Consider the following 13,432-nt stretch of genomic DNA (forward strand, 5'->3'; position numbering starts at 1 on the left):
TTGCTGCGGGCAATAATGGAATGATGTTTCGATATGCTGGCTATTCTATCCATTGCCTCGCTCCGCGGCTTATAAAAAACGTCAGATTATTTTAGTCCGGCGTTAATCTGTGCCATGTCTGGCACGGCTTGGCGTACAACCAAAACGACGGCGATAACTCTGGGTAAAATAGGACTGGCTGGAGAAACCGGCCTCCATCGCAATATCGACGATGCTCATTTCGCTATTGAGTAATAACTGATGAGCGAAGAGGATCCGCCGTTCACTGATCCAGGCGCGGGGAGAAACCCCATATATCGAGCCAAACAGCTCCTTGAAGGTGGTCAACCCCATGCCGAACTCTTTGGCGAATTCGCTGAGCTTCCACTCCATCAGATAGTGTTTTTCCATAAACTGTTGCAACCGCTCGACCTGGCGATTGCTCAGCTGACGCAAAATTGACATCAGTTGAGCCCCCTGTTCGCCAAAGGCGAGCAGAAACAGCAACTCTTCGGTGCGCAATTGGGCCAGTGCGGGGGGATGGTCATGTTCGGTCAACCCGCGCAGCCCCTGAATACATTGGGTCAGCAAAGGGGATGAGTGAAACGGCAGCAACGTGGGGGCCATCCCCTCCAGCCGGGCGACTTCACTCAACAGTGAACCAAAACGTTGCAAGAAACCTTGCAAAAAGGCGTTTGACAGGGGTAGCCAAAGCAGGCGGCAGGGGCTGTCACCGGTACAGACCGCGTAGTTACCACGGCGCACGAACAGGAGTTCGTTGGGAGACAGTTCATAGGTATCGGTACAGTCCTGCCAGGTCATCGATCCTTCCAGGAGAATATAGATTCCCTCTTGCGGATGTTCGATGACGTTAAAAGCAGACATGCACCACTGGAGCAGGGCCATATCGCCCTTCTCTGTGGTAGTAATGCCCTTCATATTTTGTTTTCCTGAATCTGCGTGTAGTGCCAGTAACACCTCAGCGGAGGCAGGCCTCTCTCGGGTGCTTTATTATTTGTCTTTTATTTTTGTATTTATTGTTTTTACGAATGAATCCATGACAATAACAACTTAAAATTAATCGTCATTGAAATGGACGTGAATCCTACAACAGTCGCAAACAGAAAAACCAGCCAAAAATTAGAGTGAACACACTATTTATTCATTACAATGGCTCATACTTTCAGCTGTATTTACAGCAAAAGATAGTTCGTTACAAAAAGAAACTTTCAATATTAATCATATACTTAACAACTAACTGATTTTGCTTATCTTTATATAAAAACGCCCACTACTGACATTGTGGATAACAAGATCTTGGTTGCAATTGAATAACCATTTTCTCGCCATTAAAAACCTTAAAAACTTTCTGCTGACGCATGGCCTGCACCGCTGCGCTATCAATAAATCGCAATCTGGCACGCACATAGATATTACCTTCCGCCAATTGCAGGGGGGTCAATCGCAAATCAAACTGCAAGGGCAACATGGTCACCTCATAGCGGGTGGCGGCCACTTGCAGCGGATGCCCCTCGATCACGCTGAGCACCGTCACCTCGACCGTCGCCGGACGTGGCAACGCTTGCGGGAAATGCACCTCGCCCCTGAGTTGCTGTAGCGATGGCTTCGACGCCGGGGTGGTAACACAACCGGCCAGCATGGCCAACAGCATCAGCGCCAGCAGACCTCTCATAACACCCGGATCCGCCGTTCGCTCAGCCGGGTGTGCTCACCCTGTTGCAGTCGCTGCAGCGCCAGCTCCTGCACCTGATTGAGGGTAATGGAGCGTCGCAGCAGGGCCGACAGGGGGATCTGGCTTGCACTGGCTGACCCTGTGCTCATGGTTCTGCCGGCAAATGCACCCGCCTTGCCCGGCTCTGTCCCATGCAGGGCCAGTGCGCCTTGTGATTCCTGAATCTTCATGGTTATACCCGCACTCCCATCACCTGATCACTGCTGCCTGCCTCCCGAGTGGTGGGTTGCAGCAGCGTCTGCCAGAACTCGGCATGCTCCAGCATGCTGGCGAGGCTCTCTTCAAGGTATGCCAGAGTCAACCGGCTTGCCGTCATCTGGCGATAGAGTTGCACCGTCAGGCTCTCTTCATCGAAACCGAAGTGAAGATTGAACTGATACCAGTGACGATTGAAGCTGGCCAGCTGACGAAAGATCCCCTCGCCGACCTGATGCAGCTCGGCCACGTCGGCCTGCAACACCAGCTGATCCCGCTCCGGTACCAGGATCAGGCTGAGTTGCAACTGCTCGTCAAAACAGAGCGCCGCAACCCCCTCCTGATTCAGGGTCAGGGCTGGCAAACCATATTTGGTGGCAAATTCAGTGAGCAGTCGATTGGTGATGACAGTTACATCCATGATTTCCTCCAGCAGAGAGGAGGAGATGTTAGCCTGCCACGGCAATACGGGCTGTCACTCAAGGGCGCCACTTTTAAGAAAAATGGCCGGAAAAACAAAAAGGCGCCCGAACGGGCGCCTTGCATGGGGTGGCGTTTACGCAACGCCGAATGCCGCTTTCCAGGCCTGATTCTGGCTCTGGGCGTACTGCTGCATCATTTGCAACACGTCTTTCATAAAGCTGACATTGAAGGACATATTGTCCTCAATCTTCTGCTTCTCGGCCTGGCTGATGCTCGCCTTGACTTCATCTTCCTTGGCATCTGCCTGGCTGTTCCCTTGCGATACCTGCACTGCCGAGTTGCCCATTTGTCCTCCAGACTGGAGCACGGTATTGAAAACCTGCTGACGGCTGTTATTGGCCTCAAATTTCTTGTTCAGGGTCTGCAGGGATGCCTTGTCGACCTTGATCCTGGCGGTCAAATCCTGCCCTGCATCCCCCATTTCAAGGCCCGCCGTCTTCTTGATATCAGCGACCTGCTTCAGCTCTTTCTGCCGGCCGGCGATATTGGCGTTAAGCGCCTTGTCCTGTTTGATCGCCTTGCCCGATTTGTTCAAGGAGAAGCCCCCCATGATGGCCGACATTCCCGCCATCACACCGGACACCACCGCCATGGCGATCATCAGCTTGGCGCCATGGCGCATCTCTTCGACCTGTGCTTTCTGATGGGTGATAACCAGCTTGTTCTCGGTATCCCGCTGGACCAGACCCATTTCCCGAGCCTGCCGGGCCAGCTTGAACAGCAGTGACATCATATCCATCACGCTTTCCAGCTGCTCGAGCATCTGCGGTACCCCCTTGGTATCGAACGGGATGACCGGACGGGACAGCACGGGGAGACCATTCCGGGCAGCCCCCGGCAGGCCAGTTGAACCACCCGCTTCATGGGCGGTTATCTGGTTGCCTGTCTGCCCCTCTCCCACTCTCGCCTCCGGCAACAGGGGGACATGGTTCACGCTATTGGTGTAGTTATTGTCAATCATGGTCGGTACTCCTTAGATAGCGGCGGGTCTGCGGGCCAGGTTGTTCATCATGTCGCCTTTGGCGTTGAGCATCTGGAAGATCATCTCCATGGTCTGCTGGAACGCCTCGATGATCTGGGCAATCGCCTCTTTGAGTTTGTCGATAACGCCCTGCAGCGCGGTCATCTCATGACGGTTTTCCAGTAGCTCAGCCTGCTTGTCCAGTGACTTGGCCTGGTAGGCATTATCGACAACCTTGGTCACCCCACTGCCCACATCGACGATCATATCCGCCGCCTGGGTACCCACCTTGGCGACTTTCGCAATGGTGCTCGCCGTGCTTCCCCCCAGCTTGGTCGAGATATCTGCGGCTTTCAGATAAGCCTTGGCGGAGTTCTGGATAAGCTTGAGGCCAATCTCACTCGTCCCCTTACCTGCCATCTTGAATCCCATTTTTACGCCCAGCTTGGCGAGCCCCTTGACGGCACCGGCCCCAAAAGTGACCACGGCTGAGGCCACCGCGAGAATCGCTTCGACCGCTGTCAATATCGGGCCCAGCTTATCCATCACCTCCTTGGAGATAAGGCCATCCGCTGCCGCCTGCTGCACCGCCATATTCACCACCCCGACCGTGCCGGCTGCAATCATGAGCGCACCTGCCGCAGCACCTACACCGGTCGCCACCATGATGGCGCCGATGATGATGGATGCAATCGCACTGATCCAGCCGAAGATCTTGCTGGCCAGACCGGACTTTTTGGCCTTCTGGGCACTCTCTTCCGCCTCTTTGAGCTTCTCCTGGTTCTCGCCGATCTTCTTCTCGTTCAGCTCTCGCGCACGCTTGAGATCTGCCAGTTTCAACCTGGTCTGGGTCTTCTCCAGATCGCTGGTCAACTTGCCCAGCTCAATCTCGAAGGATTCGGGTGACGTAAAGGCTGCCGTCACCAGTGCACTGGTACGCGGCAGGAGCAAGCTGGTGTTCTGCTTGACCGATGCCAGCAGCCGTTCAATGTCGGCCACCTGTTTTGCACCGGGCTGACCATTGCTCACGGCAAGAGGGGCATTCAAGGCCACGCCTGACTTGCGAAGTTGCCCGGTGATTTGCGCTGTTGCGGCATCGAGCCGTGTCTCACTGCGTGGGTGGGTAACGGGCGTCAGGCCCGCAACGTCACCGGTGTTTCCCAGCGGGGAAACGGGTCTTTCATTGCTGATCGGGTTCATCTTGCTGATCCCTTCTGAGTGCGATGGCTTCCAACATGACCTTGGCGCTTGCCGCCAGGTCGGCCTGCGACGGATCTGTCTCCGCCAGCAGGTGGGCCGAGTGGAAGCCACTCTCGGCCCCGTTCAAATCACCTTGTTGCAGCCGGCATTCGGCGGCATGAAACGGGAAACGGGGGTCGTTCAGATCGAGCATGGCGCCAAAGCTGTAGCTCTGAACTGCCGTCTCGAATTCACCCATCGCCTGACGACAGGCCCCCAGCCCGAGGAAATAGCGCGGCTCGTAGTGATCCAGCATGCAGAGGGCCTGGAAGATCTTGTGGGCATCCTGCCACTTGCCGGCCTGATACTGGCCAAAGGCCAGCGCATAGAGCTGCTCCAGGGTATCGCCAGAGATATCCTGCAGCATGGCCAGGGTGCCGCCATCCGCCATAAAGGCCTCAAGCTCGGCTTCATATTCCGGAGTCAGGGTGGTGTCGGTCTGCATGATCTCTCCTTAAATTGCGCCAAGAATGTCGCGCATGATGCTGTCGTATTTCTGGATAAAGCGGTTGAGTGCCTCGATGGCGGCGTTGTAGCGCGAGCTGACGTCATTGAGACGAGTGGTCTTCTCGCTCACCTGATCGTTGAGCGGACGGGCACGGTCACCCACACTGGTGGAGAAGTTGCCAAGCTTGTTGTTGTCCTTGTCATATTTGTACTCGGCTTCAATGCCACTCATGGCGCCGCTCTTCTTCTTGTCACTCTCAAGGAAATCCTTGACCGTGACCTTGCCATCCTTCTGCATCTCCTTGAGCAACTTGTACTCGGGCCCCTTTTGAAAATCGGCCACCGACGCGTAGCCATAGAGGGTGTGATCCATCAGGTTGAAATCGGTTTTGAAGGTCTGGTCGTTTTTGGCAGAGAGCACCTTGTTGATCTCGGACTGGATCACCCCGTAAATCTTCAACTCGGCCGTCATATCTTTCAGTTCGTCACTGAGCGCCTTGCGCTTGTTGTCCTGAAACGCCATCACTCCGGTAAAAACGGTGATGATGTCGTCATCGACGCGATCCATGGTCAACGCGCTGAGACCAAGCAACATAAATTCAGAGACGGTCCAGCTGGTGACCGGCGGGGTTTGTTTCCCGCCCCGCTCTATCATTCCCTTGATGGCGGTAATGGCGGCCTCCAGGCCAACCTGAAATTGTCCCTTAGGCCAGGCCCCGTTGACGCTGGCCGGATCCGTCAGATAGGCCGCCAGCAACTTCTCCAACTGCTCCTTGGTCAGCGGAGTCGGCTGATCCGCACTGATGGTGATCTTGCCCTCGAGCAGGGCCAGCAACTCGGCCAGCTTGGGATTTTTATTGCCTGGCAACTTGTCGAGGGATTGACCATCAAGCCAACGCATAAACTCGGCCGGGTTGCTGTTGTAGTCAGGGATAGTGCTCATCACAACTCCTTAAATCATCAGTCCGCGCATCATGGCCGGGCGGCGGCTCTTGCGGGCCTCTCCCGGCTGGGCAGGCTGTCGTGCCTGCCGGCGCTGGATCTCCGCCAACAGCTCCTGCTCGGCCACCGCCACCTGTTCGGTCGGGGCATCGAACAACAACTGACAGGTCTGATCCGAGAGGGCCAGTCCCGCCAGCATCTCCTGCAACAGGGCGTTGCGGTGGTCGCTGTCGGCGATGGCCTGCTCTGCCTGCGCGATAGTCTCGCTATGGTGGGCAAAACGCGGTTGTTTCATCTTGGCTCCTATTCTATGAGGCCCCTTTGGACATGCCTGTCACGCAAGGCCGTGCTTTTGTCGTTTTCGCATTGCGGACAATGAGATAACTTTTGCAACATCAAGTGAGAACCAGCCGGGCTCGGGCTCACTGGCACCGGTCCAACGCAGATAGAACTGGCCGAGCCGTTCGCCGCTTAAGCTGCTGCCGCGAAACACATCGACATTGCCGTAGAGAAAATGGCCCGGCCCGAGCACCGCCAGGGTGGCGTCGGCCAGCAGATAGAGGGCAGCAAAAGGATTGGCCAGTCCGGCCCGCTCGCCCTCACGACGCACCAGCAGGATCCAGACCCGCCGGGTCGCAGGATCGACCCGCCAGGCGAGGTAGATATGGCTATAGCAAAAACCGTGACCGAGCTGGATGGGGGTATTGCCCAGATGGTAGGGGGTTACATCGAGCCCCCTGGCCTGCAGCCAGGGGATCAGCGGATCCCCCCTCACAGGCAGACCCGTCCGAGCGGCTGGATATTGATCTGCTGGGTCAGCTCCTGATAAGAGAGCACCGGCAGGGCGTGATAATCCCCCTCAATGAGCTTGCGCACATAGCGGCGGATATCCATGGAGACAATCAGCACCGGCTTGTTCTGCATCTGGGCCAGATCACCGACGGTATGGCGCACCTGATCGAGGAAGCTCTGGGTAATGGTTGGGTCGAGCGCCAGATAACTGCCGGCACTGGTCTGGCGAATGCCACCGCGGATCTGCTCCTCCACCTGCTGATCGAGCAGATAGGCGGGCAGTATGTTGTTGCCGTTGGCGTACTTGTAGCAGATGTAGCGCTTGAGGCTGCTGCGGATGTACTCGGTGAGCTGCACCACATCCTTCTCTTTCTGACCCCACTCCACCATGGCCTCGAGGATGGCGCGCATGTTGCGGATCGAGATATCCTCCCCCACCAACCGCTGCAAAATTTCGGTCATCCGCTGCAGCGGAATGATGCGCTGCGCCTCCTTGACCAGCTCGCCATAGCTCCCCTCCATCTGCTCCAGCAGGTAGCGGGTTTCCTGAATGCCGATGAAATCCTCGGCATATTCCCGCAGCACATGGGAGAGATGCCAGGTCACCACCTGATCGGTGGTGAGGGTGGCGAGCCGCGACTTCTCCAGCCGCTCCTGATGTTCATTAGCGACCCACAAGGTCGGTTGCCCCGGCAGCAACGGCGCCCCCTCCTCGTAGGGGATACCCAGCAGATCGAGCTGGGAGGCGTTCTCCTGCACCAGTTGATGGCCCGGTCGCAGCAGACCGCGGGCCACCGGCACCTCCTGCAGCTGGATCAGGTACTCGCCGGGCCCCATCCCCTCGTTGAAACGCAGGTGAATACCCGGGAAGGGCACCCCGAGATCGAGATAGAGAGCGCGGCGCACTCGCACCAGTTCGTCGTTGAGGGCGATCGCCTCCAGATCGGCCTGCAACGCGGCATCCACATCGATCAACAGCGGCACCGTCATGGCGAACTCCTCCTTCTCCCCCAGCTTGCCCCGCGGTTTGCTGCCCGGTTTTGGCTTGCTGCGGGCAGCGGGGGCTCCCGCCCCTTGCGCCAGCACGGCAGGAAGATCCTGACTGTTGCTGCTCTGCGCCTTGCGCTGACGCACCCCGATAAAGTAACCGCCCGCCGTGACGATGGCAGCCAGGGTAAAGAAGGTGATCATCGGGAAGCCCGGGATCAGCCCGAACAGCACCAGCAGCAGACCGCCGATCAGCAGCGCCTTGGGCTGGGCCACCACCTGAGCGCCGATGTCGGTACCCAGATCGGAGGACTCTTCGGAAGAGACCCGGGTCACGATGATCCCCGCGGTGATGGCGATCAGCAGGGCCGGCACCTGGGAGACCATGCCATCACCCACCGTCAGGATGGAGTAGAGCTGCAGCGCATCAGCGGCGGACAACCCCTTCTGGGTCACCCCGATGGTGACGCCACCGAGGATGTTGACGAAGATGATGATGAGGCCCGCGATGGCATCCCCCTTCACGAACTTCATGGCGCCATCCATGGAGCCGAACATCTGGCTCTCCTTCTCGATGACCCCGCGCCGCTCCCGCGCCTCGTGCACATCGATCACCCCGGCACGCATGTCGCCGTCGATACTCATCTGCTTGCCGGGCATGGCATCAAGGGAGAAGCGGGCACTCACCTCGGCGACCCGCTCCGAGCCCTTGGTGATCACCAGAAACTGGACGATGGTGATGATGAGGAAGATGACGATCCCCACCACCAGATTGCCCCCCACCACGAAGTTACCGAAGGTGTAGACAATCTGCCCCGCGTCGGCCTGCAACAGGATCATCCGGGTGGTACTCACCGACAGGGCGAGCCGGAACAATGTGGTGATCAGCAGCACCGCCGGAAAGGCGGAGAACTGCAGCGGCGAATTGATATAGACCGCCATCATCAGCAGCACCACCGAGATGGTCATGTTGATAGCGATCAGGATATCGAGGGCCACCGGCGGCAGCGGCAAGACCATCATGAAGACGATGGCCAGCAGCAGGATCGCCAGCATGATGTCCTTGCGCTCGCCTATCCGGCGCAGCAGCTCAAGGGAGCGTTGATTCATTCTGCTCTTCCAGTTCGAGGTATTGTTGATAGGCGAAACGGGCTTCATCCAGCCGACCCGCCAACTGGCAGGCCCGGCTGCGGCAGAGCCAGAGCGGGCCGTCGGCCGCCCCTTGCTGCATCAGCTGATCGACATGGGCCAGCGCGGCCTCCCCCTCGCCCTGTTTGAGCAGGGCCACCAGTAGGGTTCGTCGCCCCCCCTGATGGCCGGGGTGGATCTGCAGCAGGGCGGTCAGCAGCACGCTCGCCTTGTCGGGGTGGCCATATTGCAGTTGCAGCCAACCGGTGAGCAGCAGCGCATCCTGCTGCTGTGACGTAAGAGCCATGGTCATACCTTGTGCAGCAGATGAAGGGTCATCTGCATCAGTTGTTCATCGGCGTGCATCTGCTCGAGCAGCGCGGCGGCAGCTCGCAACTCGGGGCTCTGCCCTTCTGCCAGCACACTGCGCAGCCCCTGCATCGCCTGATTGAAATCAACCGGTCGCAGCAAGTCGTGAAAGCCGCGATCCGGGGTGGCGAAATCGAGCAGCGCCCGATCCGCCAGCCGCTCGGGGTAGAGGCGGCTGATATGGGGTTCGATGGACTGGCCATCTGGCAGCAGGGCATAACGCCCCGGCAGGCTGCGCTCCTGATCGTCAAGGGAGATGGCGCTGAGCTGTTCGATCCCGATATGGGCAGCGGTAATGCGGCTCATATCATCTCCCCCTTAAAACGGGCGGGTCTATTGACGCCAGACGACTCGATAACCCAATGACGGGCAGCTGTGATCCGGCTCATGACGCCAGCACCTCTCGTTGCAGCCGGGTCAGGGTGGTCACTGCCTGATGGAGCTGGGGCAGGGTCACGGCCCGCTCATCCAGAGTGACGAAGAGGATCAGCTGATCCTCCCCCAGCCAGCCGCTGCGCACCGGCAGCGCCGGGCCTTGCGCCGCCGCGGTCAGGGTCATGGCGCGGCGGATCGCCTCGCCACTCTGATGCCAAGGCACGGCGCGCGCCAACCAGAGGGTCAGTTGCCCCTGATGGCGTTCCAGTTGCAGGGTGCCGCTCTGCTCCAGTTCAAGCTGGATCAGCGAATGGGGGTTATCCCCGATGGTGATGCCCAGATCCTGGCAAAAGTGCACCAGCAGGGGTTCAATCCAGTTCATGACGACTCTCCAGACAACTCATCCTCTTCCCGCTCGATGGCGTTATCGAGCGCACCCTGACAGCACTGCAGCAGGTTCTGGCGCTGCTCCTCTTCGCTGAACAGCTCCACCGGCAGCAGGCGGATCAGCCGCTTGAGCTCCTGATAGAGCAGCACCTGCTGGCGACAATCTGACAGCTCAAGCGCGACACCGACCTGCTCCACATCGCGCACGCTGGCCCAGCGTTTCTCCACCAGGGCGATCAGATCGCCCATCAGATCAGAAGGCCCGTATGCCATGGGCCGAGCCCTCCTTCACCCGTTGCCACAGCTCGTCCACTTGCGCCGAGAGAGTGTTAAGCAGCCGCAGCTTATGCATGTCGCTCATCACCCGCTCCAGCTTGACCGGGTCGAGCCAGCGCTGCTGGCTGTCGAGATCGGCGCTCAGGGCCTTCATCATGAAACCGGTCACCTTCTCCAGTGCACCGTTGCCAAAGCGGCTGTGAATATCGCGCCAGGCGGCAGAAAGGGCACGGTAGTCCTGCACCGCATCGCGATAGAGATCTCGCAGATCCTGCTCGGCCCCCACGCCCGCTTTGGCCGCTTCGGCCGCAGGGCCGGTAATGCGTGCACCCAGTACGATGGCACTGCCCTGCTCGTCCGCCAGCTTGGCCAGCGCCTGCTCGACCAGCGCCAGGGTGCCCTGCATCTCCGGTCGTCCGGATAGCGCCTTGCGCGCCTGACAGAGCGCCTCGAACTGCTCGCTCACCTCCCCCGAATAGCTCTCGAGGTAGGCCAGCAACTGGGAGAGGTTGGCCAGCCGACCGCTGCCGAGGTGGCTCACCATCTCCTTGATCTTCTGCTGGCGTTCCAGCTCCGGCACCTTGTCGAGGTAGTCCCCCACCAGCGCCTCGATCTCGCTGATGCGGGCGTGGCTGTCGCTCAGCTTGCGCTTGGCGAGCGAGAGTTCGGATCGCTCGGAGAAGACGAAGGTGAGCTCTTCGGCGGCATCGGCCAGCGACTGGGCGGCACTGGCCAGCACGACCCGCTCCCCCTGAAATTGCCCACCCTGCAGGGGAGCCTGACGGGATGCAGCCTCTTCACCACGCAGCTCGGGCTGGGCGGCAGGGGCATAGGGGTTGCTCTGGATAATGGCCATGGAAACTCCCGTGACGAATGGATTGACGAGGATGGCATTATAAAAATCGCCCCCGCCTCCCTATGCCAAAATCGGCCGTGAATTTTTAGCCCGCCCCCAACGGTTTTCTAAAAAGTCCCGACTCGCGCTGAAATCCCCGCAGCCCCCCATCCCCTATAGTGGCCACCAGTTTCAATGGCGCAGATTGTTATGACCCTCTCCCTCGACCACATCCCCGGCCAGCTTCGGCATGCCATCGACGAGTGCCGCCTGATCCAGATCCGTGGCCGGGTCACCCAGGTGACCGGCACCCTGCTCAAGGCAGTCGTTCCGGGCGCGCGGATCGGCGAGCTGTGCCATCTGCGCAACCCCGACAACACTCTCTCCCTGCAGGCAGAGGTGATCGGTTTTGCCCAGCATCAAGCGCTGCTTACCCCCCTTGGCGAGATGTTTGGCATCTCCTCCAACACCGAGGTGAGCCCGACCGGCGCCATGCATCAGGTCGGGGTCGGCGAGCATCTGCTCGGCCAGGTGCTCGATGGCCTCGGCAACCCCTTTGGCGGCGGCCATCTGCCGGAGCCCGAGGCCTGGTATCCGGTCTATCGCGACGCCCCGGCCCCCATGAGCCGCAAGCGCATCGCCGAGCCCATTTCGCTCGGCATTCGCGCCATCGACGGCCTGCTCACCTGCGGCGAGGGGCAACGGATGGGGATCTTCGCGGCCGCCGGTGGCGGCAAGAGCACCCTGCTGGCGTCGCTTATTCGCAGCGCCGAGGTGGATGTCACCGTGCTGGCGCTGATCGGTGAGCGTGGCCGCGAGGTACGCGAATTTATCGAAGCGGATCTGGGAGAAGAGGGGCTCAAGAAGGCTGTACTGGTGGTGGCCACCTCGGATCGCCCCGCCATGGAGCGGGCCAAGGCGGGCTTTGTCGCCACCTCCATCGCCGAGTATTTCCGCGATCAGGGTAAACGGGTGCTGCTGCTGATGGACTCCGTCACCCGTTTTGCCCGTGCCCAGCGGGAGATTGGTCTCGCCGCTGGCGAACCACCGACCCGACGGGGCTATCCGCCCTCGGTATTTGCCGCCCTGCCCCGCCTGATGGAGCGGGCCGGTCAGTCGGACAAGGGCTCCATCACCGCCCTCTATACCGTGCTGGTAGAGGGGGATGACATGACCGAGCCGGTCGCCGACGAGACCCGCTCCATCCTCGATGGTCACATCATCCTGTCGCGCAAACTGGCGGCGGCCAACCACTACCCGGCCATCGACGTGCTGCGCTCCGCCAGCCGGGTGATGAACCAGATCATCGAGCCCGAGCATCAGGCTCAGGCCGGTCGGCTGCGCAGCTGGCTGGCGAAATATGAAGAGGTGGAGCTGTTGCTGCAGATCGGCGAATACCAGAAAGGGCAGGACAAGGTAGCCGACGAGGCGATTGCCCGTATCGAGGCAATTCGCCAGTGGCTGAAACAGGGTACTCATGAGCCGAGTTCACTCCCGGACGCCCTCGCCACTCTGGAGACACTGACCCGATGATTGGCCGCCTGCAACGCATCAAAGACCTGCGGCTGGATCGCGCAGAACAGCAACTCGCCACCCAACAGGCGCGCTTGCAGCTCGCCCATAGCCGCCAGCGCGAAGCGGATCAGGAGAGTCTCGACTATCGCCAGTGGCGCCTGGCCGAAGAAGATCGGCTATTCGCCCTCTGTCAGGCGGAGCAACTCGATCGCAAGGGGCTCAAAGCGTGGCAACAGCAGGTGGCGCTGCTGCGGGAGAAAGAGGCGCAGCTGGAACAAAGCGCCGCCGAGCAGGCCGAGCGGGTCGCCGAAGAGCGCATCCGTTTGCAGGAGCGCCAGCTGGCGGTACACCGCGCCCGCCAGCAGCAGCAGAAATTTGCCGAACTACACCGTCAGGAGCAGGCCTCACAGCAAGCCCTGCGTGACTACAGCGAAGAGCAGGAACAGGAAGAGTTCCGCCAGCAGATCAGGATGTAACGAGTCATGAACCGAATCCTCCCGATACAGGGCGCAGCAACAGCCCAAAGCGACACCCCGATGGCTGAGGCCAGTCGATCGCAACAGCAGCGTTTCGAGCAGGCGATGCGGCAGGAACAGGAAAAAAAGGCGTCCTACCGGCACAGAGAGAATGGCCAGAGCCGAGAGCCGTTGCAGCAACAGTTGCGGCTGGCGCAACAACAGAAAAAAGAGCAGGCCGATAAAGCCCGACAGCAGGATCTCGCTGCCGCTCACACCAGGTCAAAAAAACAGCAGCACGCATCGCCCATCCA

The 13,432-nt window shown here is 59.6% G+C and carries 19 protein-coding genes; 2 read left to right on the forward strand and 17 right to left on the reverse strand.

Going from position 1 to position 13,432, the window contains the following annotated elements; translation table 11 throughout:
• Positions 1-102: 102 nt before the first annotated feature.
• From OKC27_RS07485 to aopN, 16 genes are all read right to left on the reverse strand, one after another.
• Positions 103-918, reverse strand: a complete 816-nt coding sequence (locus tag OKC27_RS07485; protein WP_058052905.1) for a helix-turn-helix transcriptional regulator — start codon at positions 916-918, stop codon at positions 103-105.
• Positions 919-1,270: 352 nt separating this feature from the next.
• Positions 1,271-1,672, reverse strand: coding sequence for a YscW family type III secretion system pilotin (locus OKC27_RS07490; RefSeq protein ID WP_270806118.1), 402 nt, complete (start codon positions 1,670-1,672; stop codon positions 1,271-1,273).
• Positions 1,669-1,902 carry a T3SS regulon translocated regulator ExsE family protein gene (locus tag OKC27_RS07495; RefSeq protein WP_270806119.1) on the reverse strand — a complete coding sequence of 78 codons (234 nt, stop codon included), beginning with the start codon at positions 1,900-1,902 and terminating at the stop codon, positions 1,669-1,671. The genes OKC27_RS07490 and OKC27_RS07495 overlap by 4 nt, the downstream gene beginning before the upstream one ends.
• 2 nt (positions 1,903-1,904) lie before the next feature.
• The gene (locus OKC27_RS07500) at positions 1,905-2,348 is read right to left on the reverse strand and encodes a type III secretion system chaperone (RefSeq protein WP_270806120.1); all 444 of its coding nucleotides are present in this window, start codon (positions 2,346-2,348) and stop codon (positions 1,905-1,907) included.
• A gap of 135 nt (positions 2,349-2,483) precedes the next feature.
• The gene (aopD, locus tag OKC27_RS07505; RefSeq protein ID WP_270806121.1) at positions 2,484-3,371 is read right to left on the reverse strand and encodes a type III secretion system translocon subunit AopD; all 888 of its coding nucleotides are present in this window, start codon (positions 3,369-3,371) and stop codon (positions 2,484-2,486) included.
• 12 nt (positions 3,372-3,383) lie between these two features.
• Positions 3,384-4,571: a type III secretion system translocon subunit AopB gene (aopB, locus tag OKC27_RS07510; RefSeq protein ID WP_442866067.1), complete on the reverse strand. Its 1,188-nt coding sequence runs from the start codon at positions 4,569-4,571 to the stop codon at positions 3,384-3,386.
• Complete coding sequence (gene acrH, locus OKC27_RS07515) at positions 4,552-5,055, reverse strand: SycD/LcrH family type III secretion system chaperone AcrH (RefSeq protein WP_058052899.1); 504 nt, start codon at positions 5,053-5,055, stop codon at positions 4,552-4,554. Before acrH ends, aopB begins: the two co-directional genes overlap by 20 nt.
• A 9-nt stretch (positions 5,056-5,064) precedes the next feature.
• Complete coding sequence (locus OKC27_RS07520; RefSeq protein WP_270806122.1) at positions 5,065-6,000, reverse strand: virulence-associated V antigen; 936 nt, start codon at positions 5,998-6,000, stop codon at positions 5,065-5,067.
• Between the two features lie 9 nt (positions 6,001-6,009).
• Positions 6,010-6,294 carry an LcrG family type III secretion system chaperone gene (locus OKC27_RS07525; RefSeq protein ID WP_042872885.1) on the reverse strand — a complete coding sequence of 95 codons (285 nt, stop codon included), beginning with the start codon at positions 6,292-6,294 and terminating at the stop codon, positions 6,010-6,012.
• 39 nt (positions 6,295-6,333) lie between these two features.
• Positions 6,334-6,774: an LcrR family type III secretion system chaperone gene (locus OKC27_RS07530; RefSeq protein ID WP_270806124.1), complete on the reverse strand. Its 441-nt coding sequence runs from the start codon at positions 6,772-6,774 to the stop codon at positions 6,334-6,336.
• Positions 6,771-8,936, reverse strand: a complete 2,166-nt coding sequence (ascV, locus tag OKC27_RS07535) for a SctV family type III secretion system export apparatus subunit AscV (protein WP_269475269.1) — start codon at positions 8,934-8,936, stop codon at positions 6,771-6,773. The genes OKC27_RS07530 and ascV overlap by 4 nt, the downstream gene beginning before the upstream one ends.
• Positions 8,869-9,219 (reverse strand): type III secretion system chaperone AscY, encoded by a 351-nt coding sequence (ascY, locus tag OKC27_RS07540; RefSeq protein ID WP_270806125.1) that lies wholly within the window; start codon positions 9,217-9,219, stop codon positions 8,869-8,871. The genes ascV and ascY overlap by 68 nt, the downstream gene beginning before the upstream one ends.
• On the reverse strand, positions 9,216-9,581 hold the full coding sequence (gene ascX, locus OKC27_RS07545) for a type III secretion system protein AscX (RefSeq protein ID WP_005334573.1): 366 nt from the start codon (positions 9,579-9,581) through the stop codon (positions 9,216-9,218). The genes ascY and ascX overlap by 4 nt, the downstream gene beginning before the upstream one ends.
• 79 nt (positions 9,582-9,660) lie before the next feature.
• The gene (gene acr2 / locus OKC27_RS07550) at positions 9,661-10,032 is read right to left on the reverse strand and encodes a SycN family type III secretion system chaperone Acr2 (protein ID WP_111809607.1); all 372 of its coding nucleotides are present in this window, start codon (positions 10,030-10,032) and stop codon (positions 9,661-9,663) included.
• The gene (gene acr1, locus OKC27_RS07555) at positions 10,029-10,310 is read right to left on the reverse strand and encodes a type III secretion system gatekeeper subunit Acr1 (protein WP_005334576.1); all 282 of its coding nucleotides are present in this window, start codon (positions 10,308-10,310) and stop codon (positions 10,029-10,031) included. Before acr1 ends, acr2 begins: the two co-directional genes overlap by 4 nt.
• Positions 10,291-11,169, reverse strand: coding sequence for a SctW family type III secretion system gatekeeper subunit AopN (gene aopN, locus OKC27_RS07560; RefSeq protein ID WP_270806126.1), 879 nt, complete (start codon positions 11,167-11,169; stop codon positions 10,291-10,293). The genes acr1 and aopN overlap by 20 nt, the downstream gene beginning before the upstream one ends.
• Before the next feature lie 189 nt (positions 11,170-11,358).
• Here aopN and ascN point away from each other — a divergent pair, with 189 nt between their 5' ends.
• Together ascN and OKC27_RS07570 are read left to right on the forward strand one after the other, a co-directional pair.
• Positions 11,359-12,681, forward strand: coding sequence for a SctN family type III secretion system ATPase AscN (ascN, locus tag OKC27_RS07565; RefSeq protein ID WP_270806158.1), 1,323 nt, complete (start codon positions 11,359-11,361; stop codon positions 12,679-12,681).
• A complete protein-coding gene (locus OKC27_RS07570) occupies positions 12,678-13,139 on the forward strand; it encodes a type III secretion protein (RefSeq protein WP_270806127.1) in 462 nt (153 codons plus the stop codon). The genes ascN and OKC27_RS07570 overlap by 4 nt, the downstream gene beginning before the upstream one ends.
• Here OKC27_RS07570 and OKC27_RS07575 read toward each other — a convergent pair.
• Positions 13,068-13,394: a hypothetical protein gene (locus OKC27_RS07575; RefSeq protein ID WP_270806128.1), complete on the reverse strand. Its 327-nt coding sequence runs from the start codon at positions 13,392-13,394 to the stop codon at positions 13,068-13,070. The genes OKC27_RS07570 and OKC27_RS07575 overlap by 72 nt on opposite strands.
• Between the last annotated feature and the right edge of the window lie 38 nt (positions 13,395-13,432).

This window comes from Aeromonas sp. QDB62 (genome assembly GCF_027705695.1).
Lineage (GTDB): Bacteria > Pseudomonadota > Gammaproteobacteria > Enterobacterales > Aeromonadaceae > Aeromonas > Aeromonas allosaccharophila.